Origin of the sequence: Nocardia acididurans (genome assembly GCF_016741815.1) — a bacterium.
GTDB lineage: Bacteria > Actinomycetota > Actinomycetes > Mycobacteriales > Mycobacteriaceae > Nocardia > Nocardia acididurans.
Genome location: NZ_JAERRJ010000006.1, coordinates 214,119 through 238,229, shown reverse-complemented (window position 1 = coordinate 238,229; position 24,111 = coordinate 214,119). Strand labels below are relative to the sequence as shown.

The window sequence follows — 24,111 nt, the reverse complement described above, 5'->3', positions numbered from 1 at the left end:
ATTGCTCAGGGGGCCGGACGCAGGGCCGCGAAGGCCGCGTCCATATCGTGGGTGAGCGCCACCTTGGCGAGGGCGGGGCGGCCGACGAAGCCCTTCTGACGCAGCTCCTCGATCCAGGTGAACATGCCGGTGTAGTGGCCGTCCGGGTCGAGCACCACCACCGGCTTGTCGTGGACGCCCAGGTACGCGCCGGTCCAGGTTTCGAAGAACTCCTCGAGGGTGCCGATGCCGCCGGGCAGGGTGAGGAAGGCGTCGGCGCGGTCCTCCATGATCTGCTTGCGTTCGCGCATGGTGTCGGTGACGATCAGCTCGTCGGAGTCGACATCCGCGATCTCCTTGTGCACCAGGCGTTTCGGGATGACGCCGACGGTGTGCGCACCGGCGGCGCGGGCGGCGACGGCGACCGCGCCCATCATGGAGACGTGCCCGCCGCCGGACACCAGTTGCCAACCGCGGCGGCCGATCTCGGCGCCGACGCGGGCGGCCAGGTCGAGGGTGGCGGGGTCGGCGACGCTCGCCGAGCAGTACACGCAGACCGAATAGGGTTCGTTCACCACTCGTCTTCCACCGCCTGGGCCTCGGATAGTTCGGCGCGGGCCTCGGCGGCCGCGAGCACGATCCGCACCACCTCGTCCACACGGTCGGTGACGTGCAGCAGGCCCAGGTCGCCGGGCGCGATCTTGGCCGAGCCCAGCAGCGAATCCTTCAGCCAGTCAACGAGTCCCGACCAGTACCTGGTGCCGAACAGGATGATCGGGAAGCGGGTGATCTTGCGCGTCTGCACCAGGGTGAGCGCCTCGAACAGCTCGTCCAGGGTGCCGAAACCGCCCGGCAGGCAGACGAACGCCTCGGAGTACTTCACGAACATGGTCTTGCGCGCGAAGAAGTACCGGAAGTTGATGCCGAGATCGACCCACTCGTTGAGATGCTGTTCGAACGGCAGCTCGATGCCGAGACCGATGGAGTAGCCGCCCGCTTCGGAGGCACCGCGATTGGCGGCCTCCATGGCCCCCGGCCCGCCGCCGGTGATGACCGCGAACCCGGCCTGCGCCAGCGCGCCGCCGATGGCCATGCCCGCCTGATACTCCGGATGCTCCTGCGGCGTCCGCGCCGACCCGAACACGGCCACCGCGCGCGGAATCTCCGCCAAAGCGCCGAAGCCCTCGACGAATTCGGCCTGGATGCGCAGCACCCGCCACGGGTCGGTGTGCACCCAGTCGGCGTGCCCGCGCTCATCCAGCAAATGCTGATCGGTGGTGCCGATATTCTTCTTCCGGTCCCGCCGCAGCATTATCGGACCACGGAATCGAGGTGTTTTGGGCGAACGCGAGTACTCAGCCTCAGCAGACATGCAGCCAACTGTATTGGATTCCGGTTCAGTTCTTGTCGCCGGTGAGGTAGCTGCGCAGCATGGAGGTCACCTGGGTGATCTGGTCGACGGGGAGGTGCTCGTCGCGCTTGTGGGCGAGGTTGGGGTCGCCGGGGCCGAAGTTGATGGCGGGGATGCCGCGGGCGGCGAAGCGGGAGACGTCGGTCCAGCCGTATTTGGCGCGGACGCCGCCGCTGCCGTGCGCGTGCACGATCTCGATGAGGTCCTTGGCGGCGGGGGCGGACAGGCCGGGGAGCGCGCCGGGAGCGCCGTCGGTGCGTTCGAAGTCGAGTTCCAGGCCCGAGAACACCTCGCGCACATGCTCGGTGGCCTGGTCGAGGGTGCGGTCGGGGGCGAAGCGGAAGTTCACGTCGACCTCGGCGACATCGGGCACCACATTGCCCGCGACGCCGCCGGAGACGCGCACCGCGGACAGGCCCTCGCGGTAGACGCAGCCGTCGATCTCCACTTCGCGCGCCCGGTAGCTGGAGAGCCGGTCCAGGATCGGGGCGAGGCGGTGAATCGCGTTGTCCCCCAGCCAGGCTCGCGCGGTGTGCGCGCGCACGCCGGCGGTGGTGAGCCGGACCCGCAGCGTGCCCTGGCAGCCCGCCTCGACCCAGCCGCCGGAGGGCTCGCCGAGCACCGCGAGATCACCCTCCAACCATTCCGGCAGTTCGCGCTCGATCCGCCCGAGCCCGTTGAACTCGGCGGCGATCTCCTCGCAGTCGTAGAAGATGAGGGTCAGATCGTGCACCGGGTCGGCGACGGTGGCCGCCAGGTGCAGGAATACCGCGTCCCCGGATTTCATATCGACGGTGCCGCAGCCCCACAGCTGCCGCTCCCCGTCCGGGCCGACCTCGAATCGGCTGGGCACATTGTCGGCAATCGGCACGGTGTCGAGATGCCCGGCGAGGATCACCCGCGACGGCAGCCCCCGATTCGTGCGCGCCAGCACCGTGTTGCCGTGCCGCAGAATCTCGAACCCCCGAGTCTGTTCGCGCAGGGCCTTCTCGACCACATCGGCGATGAGCGCCTCATCCTTCGACACACTCGGAATATCCACGAGGGCTGCGGTCAGGGTGATGGGGTCGGCGCTCAGATCGATGGTCACCCATTCCACCCTAAAGGAGGAGTCGCCTCCGTTCCCCGCACGCGTGCTGTGACGGCACAAATCGTCACTGTCCAGCAAGAAAACGCACTCCGGTAACCTCTAGGAACGTGAGCACTCAGGGAGCAGTAGCAGTCGGTCTGGCCACCATCACCGCGAACGGGACGGTGCTCGACACCTGGTACCCGTATCCGGAGCTCGGGGCGTTCGACAAGGCCGAGACGGTGCGGCTGGATCCCTCGGATGTCGAGTACGCCAAGTTCGCGGGCGCGGGTGTGGGCGAGGACGAGGCGCGCCGGGTGGAGGTGGTCGTGGTGCGGACCACGATCTCGGATCTGTCCGCGCCGCCGGTCGATACGCACGACGCCTACCTGCGCCTGCATCTGCTGTCGCATCGGCTGATCCAGCCGCACGGCGCGAATCTGGACGGGATCTTCGGGCTGCTCGCGAATGTGGTGTGGACCAACTTCGGCCCGTGCTCGCTCGAGGAGTTCGAGCTGACCCGGCTGAAGCTGCGGGCGCGCGGCCAGGTCACCGTGTACGGCGTGGACAAGTTCCCGCGCCTGGTCGACTATGTGGTGCCGTCGGGCGTCCGGATCGCCGACGCGGACCGGGTGCGGCTGGGCGCGCATCTGGCCTCGGGCACCACGGTCATGCACGAGGGTTTCGTGAACTTCAATGCCGGCACGCTCGGCAACTCCATGGTCGAGGGCCGGATCTCCGCCGGTGTGGTGGTCGGCGACGGCTCCGATATCGGCGGCGGCGCGTCCATCATGGGCACCCTGTCCGGCGGCGGCAAGCAGGTCATCTCACTGGGTAAGAGCTGCCTGCTGGGCGCGAACGCGGGCATCGGCATCTCGCTGGGCGACGACTGCGTGGTGGAGGCGGGCCTGTACGTGACCGCGGGCACCAAGGTGGCCCTGCCGGACGGCGCGGTGGTGAAGGCCGCCGAGCTGAGCGGCAAGTCCAACCTGCTGTTCCGCCGCAACTCGCAGACCGGCGCGGTCGAGGTGACGGCCCGCAAGGGCACCGGCATCGAACTGAACGCCGCGCTGCACGCCAACGACTAGCCTTCCGACGCACGAATCAGCCCCCGGGACTCTCACGAGTAGCCGGGGGCTTTCCTTTCCCGCATTGCCCACACTGAGTCGTACCATATTCCGGTACCATTAATGGCGAATCCGTGAAAGGACCCACCATGACGTCGATGTCCGCCAGCGAAGCCCGCGCCAAGCTGTACCCACTGATCGAACAGGTCAATGACGACGCCGTGGCCATCCACATCACCAGCCGCAACGGCAACGCGGTCCTGATCTCCGAAGACGAGTACAACTCGCTACGCGAGACCCTCTACCTGCTGCGCTCCCCCGCCAACGCCGCGCGCCTGGCCGAAGGCATCGCACAGGCCGAAGCAGGGGACGTCATCGAGGTGAATCCGGAGGAGCTCGCGAAAGGACTCGAATGAGAGTCACCTTCGTCAAGGTATCGTTCGAAGACTTCGAGCACTGGGTGAGCACCGACCGCAAGATGGCGCTGCGAATCCTGCGCCTGATTGCCGATATTCAACGGAACCCTTTCGAAGGTTTGGGCAAGCCCGAACCCTTGAAAGGCGACAAATCCGGATACTGGTCGCGGCGAATCAATGATGAACACCGCCTCGTCTACTCGGTCGCAGGGGATACGATCACCATCATTCAAGCCCGCTACCACTACTGACGTGCATTCGGCTGTGCTCCCCCGAGCAGTAGTTTCTTCTGCACCTTGCCCATGGCGTTGCGCGGCAGGGAATCCACCAGCCGCACCTCGCGGGGGCGCTTGTGCACCGAAAGCTCTTCTGCCACATGGTCGATCAGCTGCTGGGCGAGGGTGTCGGGCGCACCGTCGCGGGTGACGACGTAGGCGATGATGCGCTGGCCCAGGTCGGCGTCGGGTGCGCCGACCACCGCGACCTCGGCCACGGCGGGGTGGCCCAGCAGCGCGGTTTCGATCTCGCCCGCGCCGATCCGGTAGCCGCCGGATTTGATGAGGTCCACCGATTCCCGGCCGACGATGCGGTGGAAGCCGTCGGCGTCGATGACGGCGACGTCGCCGGTCTTGAACCAGCCGTCCTCGGTCCAGCTCTCGGCGCTGACCTCGGGGCGGTTCAGGTAGCCGTCGAACAGCATGGGACCGCGAACCTGCAGTCCGCCAACGCTTTCGCCGTCGTGCGGAACAGGCTCGCCCGCCTCGTCCCGGAGCCGGGTTTCGACGCCGTGCACGGGGGTGCCGACCCAGCCGGGGCGGCGTTCGCCGTCGGGGCGGGTGGAGAGGGTGATCATGGTTTCGCTCATGCCGTAGCGCTCCAGCGGCGCGTGCCCGGTGAGCTCCCGCAGCCGTTCGAAGACCGGCACCGGCAGCGGTGCGCTGCCGGAGATCAGCACCCGGGCCTTCGCCAGTTCCTGTGCCGCGTCCGGGTCTTCGGTGATGCGGGACCACACGGTGGGCACGCCGAAGTACATGGTGCCGGGCGCGGCGGCGTACGCCTGCGGGGTGGGTTTGCCGGTGTGCACCAGCGGGCTGCCGACACGCAGCGGGCCGAGCAGTCCGAGGATCAGCCCGTGTACGTGGAACAGCGGAAGTCCGTGCACCAGAACGTCGGTCGCCTTCCAGGCCCAGGCTTGCGCGAGGGCGTCGAGCCCGGCGGCGATGGCGCGGCGGCTGAGCATCACGCCCTTGGGCGCGCCGGTGGTGCCGGAGGTGTAGAGGATGAAAGCCGTTGCATCGGGCTCGGGTTCGCCGTAGACGTGCCAGGAGCGCGCGTGCTTGCGCACCGGAACGACGGGCAGGTCGCTGCCCTCGGGGGCCTTGCCCAGCCACGCCTGCGCGCCCGAGTCCGAAAGGATGTGCGTCAGTTCGGCATTGCCCGCGTCCGGCGGCACCGGCACCACGGTGACGCCCGCGAGCAGACAGCCGACCACGGCCAGCACGGTGGTGACGGTGGGTTCGGCCAGTACGGCCACGCGCTGCGCCCGCGCGACGCGTTCGGCGACCGAGGTGGCCGCGCCCAGCAGGTCACTGCGGGAGAGCGTCACGCCGTCGATGGTGACGGCGTCCGGAATATCGTCCCCGGCGGCAACGGCGGCCGGGTGCAGTGAGCTCAGCAGGAGCGGCGACCTGTACGACACCGGCTCAGGCTACCGGCCGGGCCCGCCGCGCCCGTTCGGCCCTCCAACGGTGCGGACACGAATAGGATGCGAACCCACCGGGTCGCTTGACAGGCCAACTGAGTGGGTAAGAAGGTTTATATACATCTCTCTCATCCAGGGAATGAGGTCAACGATGACCAGCCCGCTGCACGCGACGCCACTCGAACCCGATCCGCCGGCCATCGACATCCGGCAGCACCTGGACGGTTCGGCCGCCGTCTTCGGGGCCGCCGCCAATGTGATCATGCAATTGGCCCTCCCGCCGGTCGGATACGGCGTGGTCGAGAGCCCGGTGGAGAGCGGGCAGGTCTTCAAGCATCCGATCAAGCGCCTGCGCACCACGGTCACCTACCTGGCGGTCGCCATGCTCGGCACCGACGAGGACCGCGAAGCCTTCCGGGAAGCCGTCGACTCCGTGCACAAGCAGGTGCGGTCCCGACCCAGCAGCCCGGTCAGATACAACGCCTTCGACCCGCGCCTGCAACTGTGGGTGGCGGCCTGCCTGTACTGGGGCGCGAAGGATCTGCACGAGCGCATGCACGGCCCCATGGACGAATTCGACGCGGACGCCTTCTACCACTACGCCGCCCGGTTGGGCACGACCCTGCAGGTGCGCCCGGAGATGTGGCCGGCGGATCGGGAAGCCTTCGACCGGTATTGGGACGAGAACCTCGCCAAGACCACCATCGACCCGACCGTGCGCGCCTATTTCGAGGATCTCATCGATCTGAAGATGCTGCCGCGCCCGTTCCAGCTGGCCTTCGGCGGCATCCACCGGTTCTTCGTGACCGGGCTACTGCCGCAACACCTTCGGGAGGAGATGGGCATGACCTGGTCGCCGCGCCAGGATCAGCTGCTGGCCCGCATCCTGCGCACGACCGGCTTCGCCGAGGGCCTGATGCCCACGGCGGTCAGGATCTTCCCCACCAACGCCTACCTGTGGGATATGCGGATCCGCCGCAGGCTGGGCCTGCCGCTGGTGTGAATCCGGTTGCGGCTCAGTAGATCCGGAAGCCGGGCACGACGTGGTCGCGGGCGAACTGCCGCAGCGCGACCTCGTCGTCGAGCGGGATGACGGTCTGCGGGGTGAGCGCCAGCGACAGCGCCGCGCGGGCGATCATCTCGGCCAGCGGCAGTGGATCGTACTGCGGCAGTTTGCCTTCCGACTGCAGCCGGGTGATGAACTCGGCGAGATAATCGCGGCCGAGTTCGATGACGGGTGAACCCTGCACGGTCAGGTAGGGCAGCACGATCTCGGGTTCGGTCTTGAGCAGCCGGTCGAGCAGCTGATTGCCGCGCAGGCCCTCGATGAAGGCGACGAACAGCGCGATGATCTGATCCTCGGCGCTGGCCCCCCGCTCGACCTGGACCTGCAGTGCCTTGTCGGCCTCGTCGATGAACTGCCGGGCCTGGCGCAGGCCGACGGCCGCGATGAGGTCGTTCTTGCCCGCGAAGCGGCGGTAGAGGGTGGCCAGGGACAGGCCGCCGCGGCGGGCCACCTCGACCATGCTGGTGCGTTTGATGCCGAAGTCGAGGAAGGCGAGCAGCGCGGCGTCGAGGACCTTGGCCTGATTGCGGTCCTCGGGGGCGGACCCGCGCACGAGCGGCAGCAGTTTGGCCAGGTTGGCCATGATCCGATCCCCTTCTTGGCGTCGCCGATACGATGAGGCACTCATCATCGCACATTGACAGAGCCCGCCAGCGATGAGAAGGTGAGAAGCGAATTTTCTCACACTCTCCTCTGCGGGTGAGGAGTGACGACGAGGAGCCGAGTCAACGATGACTGCCCCACTGCGCAAGGCCGACGAATTCCCGGCGGTCGCCTACGAGCCGATGACCACGGCCGAAGTCCGCGAGTACATCGACGGCATCGGCGCGTTCCTGGGCGGGGCCGCCAATGTGATCATGCAGCTGTCGCTGACCCCGGTCGCCTACGGCGTCATGGAGAGCGAAGTGCACAGCGGTAGCGTCATGGTGCGCCCGATCAAGCGGCTGCGCACCACCCTCACCTATATCGCCGTGGCGCTCATGGGCGACGAGGAGGACCGGGTCGCCTACCGCGAGGCGGTCAATATCTCGCACCGCACCATTCGCACCAAGCCCGGCAGCCCGGTCAAGTACAACGCCTTCGACCCGAACCTGCAGCTGTGGGTGGCGGCCTGCATCTACTGGGGCATCGACGATGTCTTCCACCGCATGCGCGGCCCCATGGATCCCGCTGTGGCGGAAGCGTTCTACCAGCACAGCGCGCGCCTGGGCACCACCCTGCAGATGCGTCCGGAGATGTGGCCGGCCACCCGCGAGGAGTTCTACGCCTACTTCGAGGAGAACCTCGCGCAGCGCAGCATCGACGGCCCGAGCCGGGCGTACTTCAACGCCCTCACCGACCTGAAGATGCTCCCGCTCCCCCTCCAGCTCACCATGGGCGGCCTGCACCGCTACATCGTCACCGCCCTGCTCCCGCCGCATCTGCGCGACGAGATGGGCATGACCTGGACCGCCCGCGACGAACGCAATTTCGCCCGCATCCTACGCGTCCTCTCCGCGATCTGGACCCGCCTCCCCGGCCCCCTGCGCGAATTCCCCTACAACTTCTACCTCGCCGACATGCGCCTGCGGCGGCGCTTCGGACGGTCCCTGGTCTGAGCGGATCGCGGCCGTAGCGGGCGTGCAGGAGAACCGGACTCCTGCACGCCCGCACTGCTTTTCAGCCGCGCTCGGTCAGCGCGCGCAGGAAGAACCCGACATTGGCCGGACGTTCGGCCAGTCGGCGCATGAGATAGCCGTACCACTGGCCGCCGTACGGCACGTACACGCGCAGGGCATGTCCTTCGCCGACCAGCCTGCGCTGCTCGGCATCTCGAATGCCGTACAGCATCTGGAACTCGAAATCCCCTGCCCCGCGACCGTTCTCGGCCGCCTCCCGGAACACGGCATCGATCATGGCCGGATCGTGCGAGGCCACCATGGGGTATCCGTTGCCGCGCATGAGGACATCGAGGCATTCCAGGTAGGAGCCGTCCACCTCGGCCCGCTTCTGATACGCCACCGTCTCCGGTTCCTGATACGCGCCCTTGCACAACCGGATTCGCGTCCCGTCCGCGGCGAGGTCGCGGCACCGGCCTTCGGCGTCGCGCAGGTAGGTCTGCACGGCCAAGCCCAGCCACGGGAATTCGGTGCGGGCCTGCCGCACCGCCGCGACCGTCTCCTCGGTGGTCGTGTGGTCTTCGGCGTCCACTGTCACCCACACCCGCGACTCGGCCGCTTTGGCGCACAGCTTGTGCAGGTTCTCGGCGGCGATGGCGGGCCCGTCCGCGCCGAGCGATTGCCCCAGCGCGGACAGTTTGAGTGACACCTCCACGCGCGGCACCGCGGTGTCCAGTCCGCGCCCGAGTTTCGGCGCGGCGGCCGTGCCCGGGTCACCGGATACCTTCGCCGCCGCTCCCGGGCTTTCCGGGACGGCCCGATCCAGTGCGGCCAATTCGCCTATGAGCGCGAGGTATTCGGTGACCGCGGCATCGGCCATGGCGCGCTCGGTGGTGTATTCACCGAGGAAGTCGACGCTCACCGTGCGTCCGCTGGCCAGCAGTTCGCGCACCACGGGCAAGAGCGCGGCCCGCGTCTCGCCCGCGACGAAGCGGCGCACCACGCCGGCGGTGACCGGGGTGCGGGTGATCGCCCGCTTCATCCGATCCGAGCCCGCCGCCGCGAGGATGATCGGCCGCAAGGGGTTCATGGCTTCCTCCGATCTCTGATCATGGTGCACCGCAGCGGTTCTCGCGGACCGCCGGGTGAGGTGGACCGGACCGTCCGCCGCCCGGTCACCGCGCCTCCATGTGCGGGTAGCGGTAATCGGTTGGGGGGACGAAGGTTTCCTTGAGGGTGCGGGGCGCGGTCCAGCGCAGCAGGTTCAGGGCGGAGCCCGCCTTGTCGTCGGTGCCGGAGGCGCGCGCGCCGCCGAAGGGCTGCTGGCCGACCACCGCGCCGGTGGGCTTGTCGTTGATGTAGAAGTTGCCCGCCGCGAAACGCAGTGCGGTGGAGGCTTGTTCGACCACCTGCCGATCGCGGGCGAAGATCGCGCCGGTGAGCGCGTAGGGGGAGGTCGAGTCCACCATGCGCAGGATGTCGGGGAAGGCGTCGGCGTGGCTGTCGTCGTAGACGTGCACGGACAGGATGGGGCCGAAGTACTCGGTGGCGAAGGATTCGTCGGTGGGATCGTCGCTGAGCAGTACGGTGGGCCGGACGAACCAGCCTTCGCTGTCGTCGAAGACGCCGCCCGCGGGTATCGCGAGGCTCTTGTCCTTGGCGCGGACGATGGCGGCCACGTTCTTGTCGTAGGAGCGCTGATCGATCAGCGCCCCACCGAAATTCGACAGGTCCGCGACATCGCCGTAGGTGAGTTCCTCCACCTGAGCGAGGAAGTCGTTGCCCATCGTCCGCCACACCGATTTGGCGATGTAGGCGCGCGAGGCCGCCGAGCATTTCTGGCCCTGGTATTCGTAGGCCCCGCGAATCAGCGCGGTGCGCAGCGCGTCCGGGTCGGCGGAGGAGTGCGCGAGGATGAAGTCCTTGCCGCCGGTCTCCCCCACCAGGCGCGGATAGCCGTGGTAGCGGCCGATATTCGCGCCCACCTGCTGCCACAGGTACTGGAAGGTCCGGGTGGATCCGGTGAAGTGGATGCCCGCCAGCCGCGGGTCGGCGAGCACGACTTCCGACAGCTGAATCCCGTCGCCGGTCACCAGATTGATGACGCCGGGCGGCAGGCCGGCGGCTTCCAGCAGCCGCATGGTGTAGTACGCCGAAAGTGTCTGTGTCGGTGACGGTTTCCACACCACGGTATTGCCCATCAGCGCCGGTGCGGTCGGCAGGTTGCCGGCGATGGCGGTGAAGTTGAAGGGCGTGACGGCGTACACGAACCCTTCGAGCGGCCGGTGGTCCAGGCGATTCCACACGCCCGCACTCGATTCCGGCTGTTCGGCCAGGATCTGCCGGGCGAAGGCCACATTGAACCGCCAGAAGTCGACGAGTTCGCAGGGCGCGTCGATTTCGGCCTGCTGTGCGGTCTTGGATTGCCCGAGCATGGTGGCGGCCGCGATGGTTTCGCGCCAGGGCCCGGCGAGCAGGTCGGCGGCGCGGAGCAAGACCGCGGCGCGCTCTTCGAAGGGCAGTGCGCGCCAGGCGGGTGCGGCGGCCGTCGCGGCGGCGACGGCCGCCCGGGCCTCGTCGTGGGTGGTCGTGGTGTAGGTCCCGAGTACGTGCCGATGCCGGTGCGGCATAACGATTTCCAGCCGCTCTCCGCTGCCCGTCCGATCGGTGCCGCCGATGATCAGCGGCACGTCAACGGTTTCGGCGGAGATCTGGGCGAGCTTGCCGGTGAGCAGCTCGCGTTCCCGGCTTCCCGGTGCGTAGGTGTGCACCGGTTCGTTGGCAGGCGTGGGGACAACCGAAACAGCGTCCATAACCCAGGCTATCGCGAACTTTGCCGCCCAGGAGGCAGGAACGCGCTGCTTTGTTCCGGTACGGGCCCGTCGCTACCGTAAATCCGTAGCGACGATCTTCTCGATATTGCGTTCTGCCAGCGCGGTGATGGTGACGAAGGGATTCACCGTGGTACTGCCCGGAATCAGCGATCCGTCGATCACATAGAGGCCCGGATACGAGGTGAGGCGGCCGTAGTTGTCGGTGGCGGTGTCGAGGACGCAACCGCCCAGCGGATGGTAGGTGAAGTCGTCGCCCCACACCTTGGAGAGTCCGAACAGGTCGGTGCGGTAGATCGTCCCCTCCTTCTTGTTGATCTTGTCGAAGACCCGTTTGGCGGAGTCGATGCTGGTCTGGTTCCAGGAGGTCTGCCAGTTCAGATCCACGCCGCCGGAACCGGAATTGAAGGTGAACTTGCCGCGGTTGGGGTTCTTGGTGATCGACAGGTACAGGCTGATGAAGGTCTCCAGCCCCGCCGGAATCGGCGATACCTCCGCGAACACCGGCCCGCCGGTATCGGCCCAGTTGTCGATGCCCAGGCACGGGATGCACGATTGCAGGCTGCCGGTGTCGTCCCACAGGTGATTGGCCCGCGCCACCATCACATTGCCGTTGTTGCCCCAGCCCGCGCCGACGCTGTCCGGCAGATCGGGCAGTTTGCCCTGCGCTCGCATGGCGACCAGCAGCTTGCTGGTGCCGACGCTCCCGGCCGCGAAGAATACCTTCTGCGCCACAACGGCTTTGGTCGCGACGGTATTGCCGGAGGTGTCGATCTGATTCATCTCGACCCGGTACCCGCCCTCGGTGGGCGAGACGGCGGTGACCTTGTGCATGGGCGTGATGCCGACCTTGCCGGTGGCCACGGCCTTGGCCAGGTAGGTCTTGTCCAGCGACGCCTTGCCGTGGTTGTTGCCGTAGATGACCTCGGAGGCGAGGGCGGAGCGGGTGGCCTGGTTGGCCTGCTCCTTCTTCATGTACCCGAAGTCGTAGACGTTGGGCACGAAAGTCCAGGCGAATCCGGATCGTTCGGCATGTTTGCGCCCGACCCGCGCGTACTTGTAGCACTCGGCGCTGTCGAACCAGCTCTGATCGATCTGGTTCACGCCCAGCGCGGCATTGGCGCGCGGGTAGTAGGTGGAGTACATCTCCCCCGCGTCGACGGTCGGCAGGATGCTGCCGAAGTACTGCTGTTTGGGCGTGACGGCCATGCCGCCGTTGACCAGCGATCCACCGCCGACGCCGCGACCCTGATACACCTTGATGCCGCTGAACTGCTCGGAATCCAGTACGCCCGTGTACCTCTGGATGTCCTTGTTGTAGTCCCCGCCCGCGAAGTGGTTGATGGGCTGGTCGGTGCGGTTGCGCAGCCAGAACGATCGTCCGTCCGGTTTCAGCATGCCGCAGAAGATCTTTCCGTCGGATCCGGGCGTGGACCACGACATGCCCATCTCGACGACGGCGACCTCGACCCCGGCCTCCGCGAGCCGCAGCGCCGCCACCGCCCCGCCGTATCCGGAGCCGATGACGAGTGCGGGCACCTTGTCCCCGTCGGACAGCTGTTTGCCCGGTAGTGCCTGTGCGGGCGCTCGCCGGGATAGAACCGCACCTCCCAGAACGAGACCTGTGGTAGCAAGGAATGCACGGCGAGTCATACGCATTGAAAGGCTCCTCATCGAGATGCGATGAGAACCTGTTATAGTTCATGTGAAGTGAACACGTATCACTTTTGGCGAAGGTGCCGGAAAACAAGAACGGTGCCGGAAAACAAGAAAGCCCACTTCCGAAGAAGTGGGCTTGCGCTCGCTCGAGAAAACTGAGCGACCCTGACGGGACTCGAACCCGCGACCTCCGCCGTGACAGGGCGGCGCGCTAACCAACTGCGCCACAGGGCCTTGCACTGTTCCCAGGCACCGGGCCTGGCAACGTCGAAGACATTAGCACGGGCCCGGTCCCGGGAAGAAATCAGCTGGTCAGACGATCAGCGGCGGTGGCGATGCGCTCGTCCGTCGCGGTGAGCGCGATCCGCACGTGCTCGTTGCCGCGCGGGCCGTAGAACTCGCCCGGGGCCGCGAGGATGCCGCGCTCGGCCAGCCAGTCCAAGGTGGTGCGGCAGGGCTCGCCCCGGGTCGACCACAGGTACAGTCCGGCCTCGGAATCGTCGATGCGGAAACCCGCCCGCAGCAACGCATTACGCAGCACCTCGCGGCGGGCACGGTAGCGCTCGCGCTGCTGCGCCTCGTGCGTGTCGTCGCCGAGCGCCGCCGTCATGGCCGCCTGGATCGGGAACGGCAGCATCATGCCGGAATGCTTTCGCACCTCCAGCAATTCGGCCACCAGCGCCGCGTCACCGGTGACGAAACCGGCCCGGTAACTGGCCAGGTTCGAAGTCTTGGACAGCGAGTGGATGGCCAGCAGTCCGGTGTGATCGCCGTCGCTCACCTCGGGATCGAGGATGGAGACCGCGCGCCCCTCCCAGGTCAGCCCCAGGTAGCACTCGTCCGAGGCCACGATCGCCCCGCGCTCGCGCGCGAATTCGACCACCTTGCGCAGATGTTCGACGCCGAGCACCTTGCCGGTGGGGTTCGACGGCGAGTTCAGGTAGATGAGCGCGGGCTTCTCCGGCCCGAGCTGGGTGAGGCCGTCGGCGCGGATGATCCGCGACCCGGACAGCAGCGTGCCCACCTCATAGGTCGGGTACGCGACCTCCGGAATCACCACCAGGTCGCCGGAACCCAGGCCGAGCAGCCGCGGCAAGCCCGCGATCAGCTCCTTGGTTCCGATCACCGGCAGCACCGCCTCGGCCGCCACCCCGGTGATCCCGAACCGGCGCTTCATCGCCTCGACGGCGGCGTGGCGCAGTTCCGGGGTGCCGTGCGTGGTCGGATATCCGGGCACCTCGGCCACCGACGACAGCGCGGCACGGATCAGCGGATCGACCGGATCGACCGGCGTGCCGACCGAGAGATCCACGATCCCGTCCGGATGTGCGGCGGCCTTCGCCTTCACCGAAGCGATGGTGTCCCAGGGGAAATCGGGTAGCAGCGCGCTGACCCGGCCACGCGTGGTGTGCCCACCCGTCTCCCGACCGCCACCCCTCACGGAATCGCTGCGCGATGCACTCAACGTATCGACTGCCTACTCGCCGGCCATCGGCGGCAGCGCGGCGATGAACGGCGGGTCGTAATCGACCTTGCCGACCTTGGTGGCGCCACCGGGCGAGCCCAGATCGTCGAAGAACTCGACATTGGCGTTGACGTAACCGCTCCACTGATCCGGGGTGTCGTCTTCGTAGAAGATGGCCTCCACCGGGCAGACCGGTTCACATGCACCACAGTCCACGCACTCGTCCGGTTGGATGTACAGCATGCGACCGCCCTCGTAGATGCAGTCCACGGGGCATTCTTCGATGCACGCCTTGTCCTTCACGTCAACGCACGGTTCAGCGATGATGTACGGCACTGCCGTTCTCCTAGTCTGTCCTCACATGCGGGATGCTCCGCCCCGCGAAACAGTATCCCGCGCCCCAACATTACTACTGGTCAGCCTGCCCTAACTTCGGCAGAGAAGCCTAGCCGACCGGCAGCGATGCCGTGGGGCGATGCTCAATGGTCCCGTAGGTGGTGGTGCGCTGCCGGACGGGGCGGCCGATTCCGGTGGCGATCTCGGTCAGTTCGGCGACTGTTTTGGCCGATCCATGTTCGGAACCGGCCATGCGGGAGATGGTTTCCTCCATCAGGGTGCCACCGAGGTCGTTGGCGCCGCCGTTCAGCATCAACTGGGTTCCCTTGGTGCCGAGTTTCACCCAGCTGGTCTGAATATTGTGAATGCGGCCGTGCAGCATGATGCGGGCCAGGGCGTGCGCGGCCCGGTTGTCACGCACGGTCGGACCCGGCCGCGAGGCTCCCGCCAGGTACAACGGGGCACTCTGGTGCACGAACGGGAGCAGCACGAATTCGGTGAAACCGCCTGTCTCGTCCTGGATTCCACGCAGCACCCGCAGGTGCCCGACCCAGTGCTTCGGGTTGTCCACGTGCCCGTACATCATGGTCGAACTGGAGCGGATGCCGAGTTTGTGCGCGGTGGTGATGACATCGATCCAGGCCGAGGTGGGTAGCTTGCCCTTGGTGAGGACCCAGCGGACCTCGTCGTCGAGGATCTCGGCGGCGGTGCCCGGAATCGTGTCCAGCCCGGCCTCTTTCAGGGCGCTCAGCCAGTCATGGATGGATTGGCCGCCACGAGAAGCCCCATTGACGACCTCCATGGGGCTGAACGCGTGCACATGCATGGACGGGACGCGCTGTTTGATGGCGCGCACCAGGTCCGCGTAGCCGGTCACGGGGAGTTCGGGGTCGATGCCGCCCTGCATGCAGATCTCGGTCGCGCCCTCGACATACGCCTCCCAGGCGCGGTCGGCGACCTCGTCGGTGCTCAGGGTGAAGGCGTCGGCGTCGCCCTTGCGCTGGGCGAAGGCGCAGAACCGGCAGCCGGTGTAGCAGATATTGGTGAAGTTGATGTTCCGGTTGACGATGTAGGTGACCTCGTCACCGTTGGTGTCGCGGCGCAGCTGATCGGCGAAGGCGGCGATGGCCTCCAGGGCCGGGCCGTCGGCGGTGGCCAGGGCCAGGTACTGGTCGTCGGTGAGGCCGGCCGGATCCTTCTCGGCGGCGCGCAGGGCCGACAGCACATCGGAGTCGAAGCGCTCGGGGGCCGCGGCGGCGAGCTCGTTGACCTGCTCGCGAATGGTCTCCCAGTCCCCGAACGCGCCCAGCCCGTCACCGGTGAGCGCGGAATCGCTGCGGGACACCGTGTTCCGGCCCTCGCTGTCGATGGCGGTGTTGAGGTCGACGCGTCCGACGGATTCCCAGTCGTGGTCGGGTTCCTGCCACGGCAGGCCGGTCGGGTTCACCTCGCGGGCCAGACCCCGCGGATCCGCCAGCGCGGCCACGTGCCGGGAGACGCGCGGGTCGATCCACGGATGCCCGGCCAGCACGTATTTCGGGTGGGCCGTGAGCCTTTCGGTGAGCACATAGCCCGCGTCGGCCGTAACCTGCGCCAGCACTTCGAGATTCGGCCACGGGCGCTCGGGGTTCACGTGATCGGGGGTGAGCGGGGAGACGCCGCCCCAGTCGTCGATGCCGGCGTCGATGAGCGCGCGGCATTCGTCGAGCGACACCAGATTGGGCGGGGCCTGGATGCGCATCTTCGGGCCGAGCAGCAGGCGCGCGACGGCGATGGTGGCGCGGAACTCCTCCAGGTCGGCGTCGGGGGTATTGCGCATGGCGGTGTCGTGCTTGGCCAGGAAGTTCTGCACGATCACCTCCTGCACGTGCCCGAAAGCCTTGTGCGACTTGCGGATCGCCAGAATGGATTCGGCGCGCTCGGTGAGATCCTCGCCGATGCCGACCAGGATGCCGGTGGTGAACGGCACCGAGAGCCGACCGGCGTCGGTGAGCGCGCGCAGCCGCACCGCCGGATCCTTGTCCGGGCTGCCGTAGTGCGCCTGACCGGGTTCGGTGAACAGGCGGGTGGAGGTGGTCTCCAGCATCATGCCCATGGACGGGGCCACGGGCTTGAGCCGGGAGAGTTCCTCCCAGGTCATGACACCCGGATTCAGGTGCGGCAGCAGCCCGGTTTCCTCGAGCACGCGGATGGACATGGCGCGCACATAGTCGAGGGTGGAGTCGTAGCCGCGCTCGTCGAGCCACTGCCGGGCCTCGGGCCAGCGCTCCTCGGGGCGGTCACCGAGCGTGAAAAGGGCTTCCTTACAGCCCAATTCGGCGCCCTTGCGGGCGATGTCGAGGACCTCGTCGGGTTCGAGGTACATGCCCCTGCCCTGGGCGCGCAGCTTGCCGGGCACGGTCACGAAGGTGCAGTAGTGGCACTTGTCGCGGCACAGGTGCGTGAGCGGAATGAACACCTTGCGCGAGTACGTGATCGGCAGGGTCTCGCCCGTGTACCCGGCCTCGCGCAGCCCCGCGTCACGGACACGTGCCGCGGAGGCGGTCAGATCGAGCAGATCATCCCCGCGCGCCTGCAGCAGCACCACGGCTTCGTCGAGATTGAGCGTCGCGCCGTCCCGCGCGCGCCGCAGCGCCCTGCGCATTCCCGACGGGGAAGGCGGCACGGCGCTTTTCGGGGGCAGGCTCGGGTTCGGTAGATCCGTCACGTCCTCGATCATGCGCCATCCATCCGCCTGTTGCTCCCTCCGCCTCCCCGGAACTTCTGCGCCCCGCGGAGTGCCGTTACCCGTCATGCATGCGTGCAACCGGCTGAGAGCCGATCCGATTCCTCCGTACCCGGCGAGTTACCCGGATCGCGCGAAATCAGTTGTCACCATCGCTTCAGCCCGCTGTGCGATTCCTCTCGAGACTCATCCTTGTCAGCCGCGACCTGCGCCTCTAAGGTGTCCGCCACGATTACTCGCATCGCACGATACGAATATTCGTATTAACGCTCATTTGCTGTACTTCCGGGCACCGTCGCCCGGGGTCGACGAAACGGGGTTTTCCGTGTTCGAGAGATTGGGCCGCGCCACCGGCGTGGCCGCCGCCGTGACCGCCGCACTACTGACGCTGACCACCGCCCCCGCCTCCGCCGGGGCGCTGCCACCGGCCAACCCGTACCTCGGGCCGGTGGGCACGGCGACCATGCACGGCGACGCCGAATCCTCCGACGCCACCCCGTTCCCCGGACCCGGCACCGGCGACATCCGCGCCGACTTCCACGAGCAGGCCGCCGCCTGCCCCACGATTCTGCAAGGCGCGGACGGGCTTCCGCAGGCGCTGTGCACGAAGATCATCGATCGGGCGCCGAAGGTGCTGCTGCTCGACCCGAACAGCGGCGACACCCTCGCCGCACTCGACCTGACCAAGGGCAGTCTGCTCGGCGGCGTGTACGCCTATCTCGACGACCAGGACCGGATGGTCACCGTCGACGGCAGCGGAAAGCTGCTGCGCATCAAGCACGAACGCGGCGGCAGCGGCTGGCGGGTGTTCATCGACTCCGAAGTCGATGTGACGCAGGCGGTTACCGGGCACTGCGGCGGCAACGGCTGCGACGCCGTCAGCTCGGTCATGCCGGACTTCGACGGGCGGGTGTGGTTCGCCACCGACAATGCGGCGGCCGGATACGTCGGACTCGACGGGGTGGCCCGGTCGATCGTGCTCGGCCCCGGGGAGACCGTGGCCAACAGCATCTCCACCGCGCCCGAAGGCGTCTCCATCGCGACCACGCACGCCCTGTACCAGCTCGGCGTGGACGGGGCCGGCAATCCGCGCGTGCTGTGGCGGCAGCCCTACGACCGCGGCCCCGCGCGCAAACCCGGGCAGCTGAGCTGGGGCACCGGCGCGACGCCCACCTTCTTCGGGCCCGGCAGCGGCACCGAATACGTGGCCATCACCGACAATGCCGCGCCCAAGGAGAACCTGCTGGTCTTCGAGACGGCGACCGGGCGGCAGATCTGCGCCACGCCCGCCGTCGACGGCACCGAGAACTCACCCATCGGATCCGGGTCCAGCCTGTACGTGGCCAGCACCTACGGCTATCCCTACCCGCAGCTGCCCGCCGACGCCGGGCCGAGCCAGCCCGCGTCCGCGACCTTCACCGGCGGTATGACCCGCATCGACGTGACCGGCTCCGGCTGCACGGTGGTGTGGACCAATCAGGTGCCCTCGGCCGCCGTACCGCGCCTGTCCGTCGCCGACGGCAAGATCTACACCGTGACCCGGCGCTCGCTCCTCGACACCGGCACCGCGGGCACCGGCAGCTCGGGCAGCAGCAGCGGCTCCGGACTCGGCACCGGCAGCGCGGGCAATCCGACCGACACCTACAAACTCGCCGTCATCGACGCCGCCACCGGCCGGATCGAATCGGAACGGTTCATGGGCGGCACACCCATCCACGACACCCTGCAGATGGTCGGCACCATCGCACCGGGACGCGTCCAGTACCAGGGCACCATGACCGGACTGTTCCGCATCACGCCGCGCTGAGTGATCTCGCCCGCCTCCGGGCGGGCAGTGCCGGGTTGTACCGCACGGGCGTCCGAAATCGTGCAAGCATGGCAGGCATGTCCGAGCCCAGCACTCCCGGCGGCATCATGGCCGATCCGGCCAGGCGGCCCAGCCCCCGCGCGAAACTGCTGTGGGCGGTGAGCTCGGCACTGTCCTGGGTGATCCCGGTCGTCGGTGTGGCCGTGTGGATGGCCTTCGACACGAACCGCCGCGCACTGCAGGGGGTCGTGCTCGGAATCGTCCTGGCGGCAGCGGTTTTCAGCATCGTGGTGATTCCGCTGTGGCGGTACGCGGTGCATCGGTGGGAGATCACCGACGAGGCGGTGTACACCCGCACCGGGTGGCTCACCCAGGAGAGCCGGGTCGCCCCGATCACCCGGGTGCAGACCGTGGACACCTACCGGGGGCCGCTGGAACGGCTGCTGGGACTGGCCACCGTCACCGTGACCACGGCCTCCTCGGCGGGGGCCGTGCACATCAGCGCGCTCGCACTCGAGGACGCCCAGACCACCGTCACCCAGCTCACCGCGATCGCGGCCCGGCACCGCGGAGACGCCACATGAGCCAGCCCGCCACACCCGATCCCGCCGTGCCCGAGACGATTCCGGCACCGCGGCCCGCCGGCGCGGACGGCTGGCAGCGGCTGGATCGGCGCATGCTGCTGGTGCATCCGGTCACCGAACTCGTGAGATTCATTCCGGTGCTGCTGTTCTCGCTGATCGCGGGGGCGCGCAGCGACAACCACATGTGGAGCCTCGCGGTGGTGGCGGCCATCGTGCTGGTGGCGCTCACCCGCTGGTTCACCACCACCTACCGGATCACCGCCGACAATGTGGAACTGCGCACGGGATTGATTCAGCGCAAAAGGCTTTCGATCCCGCGCAACCGGGTGCGGTCGGTGGATGTGGAAGCCGATCTGCTGCACCGGGCGCTCGGATTGGCGGTCCTGTCCATCGGCACCGGGCAGCAGGCCGATCGCGGGGACCAGTTCAAACTCGACTCCCTCGACGCCGCACTGGTACCGGATCTGCGCACCGCGCTGCTCGCGCACACCGCCGAAGCGGCTGCGGCACAGCGGATGAGCGAACAGCCGGGAGCCGGCGAAGACCTCGCCGGAACGGCACCGGGATCGGACCTCGACGCGGGATCCGCCGGCGGGATCGAAACCCGCGCTCGCGCACACGAACCTGTCGAGATCGCACACTGGAAACAGGAATGGGTGCGCTACGCGCCACTGTCCCTGACCGGATTCGCCATCATCGCCCCCATCGTCGGCCTGGCGTTCCAGTACGGGGTCGCCGAGGTCATCTTCGATTCCAGTGCGGTACAGGGCGTCAGCCATCGCGGCGCGATCTTCATCGCCGCCACGGTGGTCGTCGCGATCATCGCCCTCATCGTGATCGTCAGCCTCGCCGCCTGCGCCCGCTACCTCGCCACCTACCACGCGCTGCAGGTGCTCGACGACGGCAAGACCCTGCACATCCGGCACGGCCTGTTCACCACCCGCCAGGTCACCCTCGACCTGGCCCGGCTGCGCGGCGCGACCGTGAACGAACCGCTGCTGCTGCGCCTCGCGGGCGCGGGCGAACTCGAAGCCATCATGACCGGCACCGATCCGCGGCAGAAGATCCTGCCGCAGGCTCCCCGCTCGGCCGTGAACCGGACCCTCGCGCATCTGCTGAACAATCGCGGCGGCGGAAAGCCCGGTGCGGCAGCCGATTCCGAGCCGGGTGCGGCGGTCCCCGATTCCGTGCCCGGCGTGGCGGTCACCCGGTCCGATGTCGCCGAGACGGCCCCGCGCCCGATCGCCGCCGAACTCACCGCGCACGGCCCGGTCGCCCTGCGCCGCCGGTTCACCCGGACGCTCGGCCCGGTCGGCGTCCTCTTCGCCGCACTGCTCGCGGCATCCCTTGCGGGAGTACATATTCCGGCCTGGGTCTGGATCGTGCTGCTGTTCACCGTCCCGCTCGCGGTGGCGCTGGCCTGGGACCGGTACCAGGGCCTCGGCCACGCCGTCATCCCCGCCGACACCGACGGCCCCACCTGGCTGGTCACCCGCAGCGGCTCCCTCGACCGCGACCGCGACTGCCTGGAAGCGCCCGGCATCATCGGCTGGACCGTCCGGCAGAGCTTCTTCCAGCGGCGCGGCGGCGTGGCCACCGTGGTCGCCGCCTCGGCGGCGGGCAAGAAGCACTACAACATAATCGACATCCCCGTCGGCCAGGCCTGGGCGCTCATCGAAGCCGTGACGCCGGGACAGCTCGGGCGGCGCTGATCACGACCGGCGCTGCCCACGCCTGAACGGTTCTCACCACTGGCCGGGGACGTAGTCGCCGCCGGTCAGGCCGGCGATGACGTTGAGGCGGTTCCAGGCGTTGATGGTGGCGACGAGGGAGATGAGCGCGCCGATCTGGTCGTCGTCGTAGTGCTTGCGGACCTCGGACCAGGTGTTCTCGGAGATGCCGGGGTTCGCGTCGGCGAGGCGGGTGCCCTCCTCGGTGAGGGCCAGGGCGGCGCGTTCGGCGTCGGTGAAGACGGTGGATTCGCGCCAGGCGGCGATCATGGCGAGGCGGACGGGGGTTTCACCGGCGTGGGCGGCGTCCTTGGTGTGCATATCGAGGCACATGCCGCAGCTGTTGATCTGGGAGGCACGGATTTTCACCAGTTCCTGGGTGGCCTTCGGGAGGGTGGACTCGTCGACCACGCGGCTGGCGGTGGTGAAGCGCTTGATGTACTTGCTGGAGACGGGGTTGGCGAAGGTGTTGAAACGGGCGGTCATCGGACTCTCTTTTCACTCGGTTCTGACTGCTACACCGGAATGACGACGCGGCGACGCCGGGTGTGACACGGGGTTGACTGTGAGGGCGGTCACATCGGTCAACGACACTCGTGAAGGGGTCTTATGTGATTGCCGATTCGTTTTCGATTCGCAGACTTTCAGCAGCTGAATCGTGTTGATAGTGAGCGGCGATTCAGATTCCTGTGGTAGAAATCACCGAGTGCTACGAAGGGTGGAATCGGCATGGAGGCAACGGCCGGGCAGCGGGCCGCACTGGGGATGATCTGCGATACGTTCGTCCCCGGATCGAGCGAGCTCGGGGCGGTCGACACGATCTTCCGGATCCTGGGGCGCAATCCGCGGGAGGCGGAGGTCAAGCAGCTGGGAATGCTGCTGGGACTGTGGGATTCGCGGGTCACGGGGCTGCTCACCGGGAATGGGTTGCGCAGGTTCTCGACACTGTCGCAGGAGCAGCGGGAGGCCGCGCTGCTGCGGATGGGCGATTCGGGCCTCGCCCCGGTGCGGGCGATCTTCCAGGCGCTGAAAGGCGCTGCGCTGCTTGCCTACAACGTCACGCCGGACGCGGACGGATCGAATCCGCTGTGGGAACGGATCGGGTATCCCGCGCCGGTCGGACCGCTGCCGGGAGCCGCGCAGCCCGCGCTGTCGCCGCTGCGGTTCACCGAGAACACCACGCTCACCTGCGATGTCGTCATCATCGGCTCGGGCGCGGGTGGCGGCGCGGCGGCGGCCGTGCTCGCCGAGGCCGGACTCGACGTGATCGTGCTGGAACGCGGTGAGTACTACGACGACAAGGATTTCGGCAAGGGCGAGCTGGAGGGACTGACCACCCTCTACGCACCCGGCCCGGCCGCCTCCGCCGAAGGTCAGATGAACCTGGTGGCGGGCACCTGCCTGGGCGGCGGCACCGTCGTCAACTGGAGCACCTCCCTGCCGACGCCCGACGGCGTCCGCCAGGAATGGGCCGAACTCGGCGTACCCCAGTTCGCCACAGCGGAATTCGGCGACGCGCTGGCGGCCGTGTCCAAACGGATCAATATCACCGACAGCCGCTCGCCGCTGTCCCCGCGCGACAGCGTGCTGGAACGCGGCGCCCAGGCGCTCGGCTGGGACGTGGACGCGCTGCCGCGCAATGTCACCGATGCCTGCGACGCCGGAATCGAATGCGGGCGTTGCGGTTACGGCTGCCGCGTCGGCGCCAAACAGTCGGTGACCAAGACCTGGCTGGCCGACGCCGCCGGACACGGGGCCCGCCTGGTGGTGGACGCGAACGTGCGGCGCATCGAGGTGCGGAACGGCCGCGCGGAAACGGTGTCGGCGCGCACCTCGAACGGAGCCGAGATCACCGTGCGGGCCCGCGCCGTGGTGGTGGCGGCCGGGGCGATCCAGACGCCCGCGCTGCTGCGCCGGTCCGGCCTGCGCAACAAGAATATCGGCCGCCACCTGCGATTGCATCCGGCCGCAGCGGTTTTCGGCGTCTTCGACGAGGAGATCCGGCCGTGGGAGGGCGCACTGCAGGCGCGCATCAGCCGCCACCACGCCGATCTGGACGGTAAGGGCTACGGCGTCATCTACGAGACCGGACCCACCCATCCGGGACTGGGCACCGGGTTCATGGCGTGGCGCGGGGCCGCCGAATTCCAGCGCACCATGCGGGATTTCGCGCGCTCCAATGCCGTCGGCGTGATCACCCGCGACCGGGACTCCGGCACCGTCACCGTCGACGGCAAGGGTGAGCCGATCGTGAAGTACACGCTGTCGGACTACGACGCCAACCACCTGCACACCGGAATCGCCGGTGCGGCACAGATTCTCGAAGCCGCGGGCGCGCGCCGCATCTTCTCCGGACATCAGGCCGGAGTGTCCTACGAGCCGGGTGTGCGCGGATCGCACGCCGAGTTCGAGGCCGCGTGCCGGCAGGCGGGCTACGGTCCGGGCCGGTGCTCGATGGGCGCGCTGCACATCATGGGTTCGGCCCGCATGGGCGGCTCGCCGGAACTGTCCGCCACCAACCCCGACGGCGTCACCTGGGATGTGGCCAACATCGTGGTCGCCGACGGCTCCAGCTTCCCGACCGCGCCCGGGGTGAACCCCATGGTGACCATCGAGGCCATCGCCTACATGAACGCCAAACGCCTGGCGGCACAGCTGGTCTGAGT

General features: G+C 68.0%; 21 protein-coding genes and 1 tRNA gene. 9 read left to right on the top strand and 13 right to left on the bottom strand.

Annotation, left to right across the window (positions count from 1 at the left end; all coding sequences use genetic code 11):
• Positions 1-5: 5 nt before the first annotated feature.
• From JK358_RS17020 to dapE, 3 genes are read right to left on the bottom strand one after another with little or no spacing between them, the layout of a single operon-like run.
• Complete coding sequence (locus JK358_RS17020) at positions 6-557, bottom strand: LOG family protein (protein ID WP_201948675.1); 552 nt, start codon at positions 555-557, stop codon at positions 6-8.
• Entirely contained in the window at positions 551-1,351 is an 801-nt protein-coding gene (locus JK358_RS17015; RefSeq protein ID WP_201948674.1) for an LOG family protein, read from the bottom strand. Before JK358_RS17015 ends, JK358_RS17020 begins: the two co-directional genes overlap by 7 nt.
• 25 nt (positions 1,352-1,376) lie before the next feature.
• Positions 1,377-2,480 carry a succinyl-diaminopimelate desuccinylase gene (dapE, locus tag JK358_RS17010; RefSeq protein ID WP_201948673.1) on the bottom strand — a complete coding sequence of 368 codons (1,104 nt, stop codon included), beginning with the start codon at positions 2,478-2,480 and terminating at the stop codon, positions 1,377-1,379.
• Positions 2,481-2,587: 107 nt separating this feature from the next.
• On the opposite strand from dapE, the gene dapD reads away from it, so the two are divergent.
• From dapD to JK358_RS16995, 3 genes are all read left to right on the top strand, one after another.
• On the top strand, positions 2,588-3,547 hold the full coding sequence (gene dapD, locus JK358_RS17005; protein WP_201948672.1) for a 2,3,4,5-tetrahydropyridine-2,6-dicarboxylate N-succinyltransferase: 960 nt from the start codon (positions 2,588-2,590) through the stop codon (positions 3,545-3,547).
• A 128-nt stretch (positions 3,548-3,675) separates the two neighbouring features.
• Positions 3,676-3,942 (top strand): type II toxin-antitoxin system Phd/YefM family antitoxin, encoded by a 267-nt coding sequence (locus tag JK358_RS17000; protein WP_201948671.1) that lies wholly within the window; start codon positions 3,676-3,678, stop codon positions 3,940-3,942.
• Positions 3,939-4,193 (top strand): Txe/YoeB family addiction module toxin, encoded by a 255-nt coding sequence (locus JK358_RS16995; RefSeq protein ID WP_201948670.1) that lies wholly within the window; start codon positions 3,939-3,941, stop codon positions 4,191-4,193. The genes JK358_RS17000 and JK358_RS16995 overlap by 4 nt, the downstream gene beginning before the upstream one ends.
• Here JK358_RS16995 and JK358_RS16990 read toward each other — a convergent pair.
• A complete protein-coding gene (locus JK358_RS16990; protein WP_201948669.1) occupies positions 4,187-5,641 on the bottom strand; it encodes an acyl-CoA synthetase in 1,455 nt (484 codons plus the stop codon). The two genes, JK358_RS16995 and JK358_RS16990, sit on opposite strands and share 7 nt — an antisense overlap.
• 154 nt (positions 5,642-5,795) lie before the next feature.
• Here JK358_RS16990 and JK358_RS16985 point away from each other — a divergent pair, with 154 nt between their 5' ends.
• Positions 5,796-6,647 (top strand): oxygenase MpaB family protein, encoded by an 852-nt coding sequence (locus JK358_RS16985; RefSeq protein WP_201948668.1) that lies wholly within the window; start codon positions 5,796-5,798, stop codon positions 6,645-6,647.
• 13 nt (positions 6,648-6,660) lie between these two features.
• Here JK358_RS16985 and JK358_RS16980 read toward each other — a convergent pair whose 3' ends face one another.
• On the bottom strand, positions 6,661-7,293 hold the full coding sequence (locus JK358_RS16980) for a TetR/AcrR family transcriptional regulator (RefSeq protein ID WP_201948667.1): 633 nt from the start codon (positions 7,291-7,293) through the stop codon (positions 6,661-6,663).
• A gap of 148 nt (positions 7,294-7,441) precedes the next feature.
• Between JK358_RS16980 and JK358_RS16975 the strand changes: the two genes are divergently transcribed.
• A complete protein-coding gene (locus JK358_RS16975) occupies positions 7,442-8,308 on the top strand; it encodes an oxygenase MpaB family protein (protein WP_201948666.1) in 867 nt (288 codons plus the stop codon).
• A gap of 61 nt (positions 8,309-8,369) precedes the next feature.
• On the opposite strand, the gene JK358_RS16970 is transcribed toward JK358_RS16975, so the two are convergent.
• The 7 genes from JK358_RS16970 to JK358_RS16940 all read right to left on the bottom strand — a co-directional run bounded on the left by JK358_RS16970 (position 8,370) and on the right by JK358_RS16940 (position 17,318).
• Positions 8,370-9,398, bottom strand: a complete 1,029-nt coding sequence (locus JK358_RS16970; RefSeq protein WP_201948665.1) for a proline dehydrogenase family protein — start codon at positions 9,396-9,398, stop codon at positions 8,370-8,372.
• Between the two features lie 85 nt (positions 9,399-9,483).
• Entirely contained in the window at positions 9,484-11,121 is a 1,638-nt protein-coding gene (gene pruA / locus JK358_RS16965; protein WP_201948664.1) for an L-glutamate gamma-semialdehyde dehydrogenase, read from the bottom strand.
• A gap of 72 nt (positions 11,122-11,193) precedes the next feature.
• The gene (locus JK358_RS16960; RefSeq protein ID WP_504739714.1) at positions 11,194-12,678 is read right to left on the bottom strand and encodes a GMC oxidoreductase; all 1,485 of its coding nucleotides are present in this window, start codon (positions 12,676-12,678) and stop codon (positions 11,194-11,196) included.
• Positions 12,679-12,958: 280 nt separating this feature from the next.
• A tRNA-Asp gene (locus JK358_RS16955) sits at positions 12,959-13,032 on the bottom strand.
• A 70-nt stretch (positions 13,033-13,102) separates the two neighbouring features.
• Positions 13,103-14,239 carry a succinyldiaminopimelate transaminase gene (dapC, locus tag JK358_RS16950; RefSeq protein WP_307817571.1) on the bottom strand — a complete coding sequence of 379 codons (1,137 nt, stop codon included), beginning with the start codon at positions 14,237-14,239 and terminating at the stop codon, positions 13,103-13,105.
• A gap of 36 nt (positions 14,240-14,275) precedes the next feature.
• Positions 14,276-14,599 (bottom strand): ferredoxin, encoded by a 324-nt coding sequence (gene fdxA / locus JK358_RS16945; RefSeq protein WP_181583942.1) that lies wholly within the window; start codon positions 14,597-14,599, stop codon positions 14,276-14,278.
• 109 nt (positions 14,600-14,708) lie between these two features.
• Positions 14,709-17,318, bottom strand: coding sequence for a bifunctional FO biosynthesis protein CofGH (locus JK358_RS16940; RefSeq protein ID WP_201948662.1), 2,610 nt, complete (start codon positions 17,316-17,318; stop codon positions 14,709-14,711).
• Positions 17,319-17,649: 331 nt separating this feature from the next.
• Between JK358_RS16940 and JK358_RS16935 the strand changes: the two genes are divergently transcribed.
• The 3 genes from JK358_RS16935 (at position 17,650) to JK358_RS16925 (ending at position 21,427) form a co-directional block, all read left to right on the top strand.
• Positions 17,650-19,131, top strand: coding sequence for a hypothetical protein (locus JK358_RS16935; protein WP_307817570.1), 1,482 nt, complete (start codon positions 17,650-17,652; stop codon positions 19,129-19,131).
• 77 nt (positions 19,132-19,208) lie between these two features.
• Positions 19,209-19,715, top strand: coding sequence for a PH domain-containing protein (locus JK358_RS16930; protein ID WP_201948661.1), 507 nt, complete (start codon positions 19,209-19,211; stop codon positions 19,713-19,715).
• Positions 19,712-21,427: a PH domain-containing protein gene (locus tag JK358_RS16925; RefSeq protein WP_201948660.1), complete on the top strand. Its 1,716-nt coding sequence runs from the start codon at positions 19,712-19,714 to the stop codon at positions 21,425-21,427. The genes JK358_RS16930 and JK358_RS16925 overlap by 4 nt, the downstream gene beginning before the upstream one ends.
• Positions 21,428-21,460: 33 nt before the next feature.
• Here the strand turns inward: JK358_RS16925 and JK358_RS16920 are convergent, their stop codons facing one another.
• Positions 21,461-21,931 carry a carboxymuconolactone decarboxylase family protein gene (locus tag JK358_RS16920; protein ID WP_201948659.1) on the bottom strand — a complete coding sequence of 157 codons (471 nt, stop codon included), beginning with the start codon at positions 21,929-21,931 and terminating at the stop codon, positions 21,461-21,463.
• A 243-nt stretch (positions 21,932-22,174) separates the two neighbouring features.
• Between JK358_RS16920 and JK358_RS16915 the strand changes: the two genes are divergently transcribed.
• Positions 22,175-24,109: a GMC family oxidoreductase N-terminal domain-containing protein gene (locus JK358_RS16915; RefSeq protein WP_201948658.1), complete on the top strand. Its 1,935-nt coding sequence runs from the start codon at positions 22,175-22,177 to the stop codon at positions 24,107-24,109.
• Positions 24,110-24,111: the final 2 nt, after the last annotated feature.

Bases quoted from the DNA above. Each gene is read 5' to 3' on its own strand.
- JK358_RS16985 (WP_201948668.1), top strand. From the start codon at position 5,796: ATGACCAGCCCGCTGCACGCGACGCCACTCGAACCCGATCCGCCGGCC.
- pruA (WP_201948664.1), bottom strand. From the start codon at position 11,121: ATGGACGCTGTTTCGGTTGTCCCCACGCCTGCCAACGAACCGGTGCAC.
- JK358_RS16980 (WP_201948667.1), bottom strand. From the start codon at position 7,293: ATGGCCAACCTGGCCAAACTGCTGCCGCTCGTGCGCGGGTCCGCCCCC.
- JK358_RS16975 (WP_201948666.1), top strand. From the start codon at position 7,442: ATGACTGCCCCACTGCGCAAGGCCGACGAATTCCCGGCGGTCGCCTAC.
- JK358_RS16920 (WP_201948659.1), bottom strand. From the start codon at position 21,931: ATGACCGCCCGTTTCAACACCTTCGCCAACCCCGTCTCCAGCAAGTAC.
- JK358_RS16970 (WP_201948665.1), bottom strand. From the start codon at position 9,398: ATGAACCCCTTGCGGCCGATCATCCTCGCGGCGGCGGGCTCGGATCGG.
- JK358_RS16995 (WP_201948670.1), top strand. From the start codon at position 3,939: ATGAGAGTCACCTTCGTCAAGGTATCGTTCGAAGACTTCGAGCACTGG.
- JK358_RS16925 (WP_201948660.1), top strand. From the start codon at position 19,712: ATGAGCCAGCCCGCCACACCCGATCCCGCCGTGCCCGAGACGATTCCG.
- JK358_RS17000 (WP_201948671.1), top strand. From the start codon at position 3,676: ATGACGTCGATGTCCGCCAGCGAAGCCCGCGCCAAGCTGTACCCACTG.
- JK358_RS16915 (WP_201948658.1), top strand. From the start codon at position 22,175: ATGGAGGCAACGGCCGGGCAGCGGGCCGCACTGGGGATGATCTGCGAT.
- JK358_RS16930 (WP_201948661.1), top strand. From the start codon at position 19,209: ATGTCCGAGCCCAGCACTCCCGGCGGCATCATGGCCGATCCGGCCAGG.
- JK358_RS16940 (WP_201948662.1), bottom strand. From the start codon at position 17,318: ATGATCGAGGACGTGACGGATCTACCGAACCCGAGCCTGCCCCCGAAA.
- JK358_RS17015 (WP_201948674.1), bottom strand. From the start codon at position 1,351: ATGTCTGCTGAGGCTGAGTACTCGCGTTCGCCCAAAACACCTCGATTC.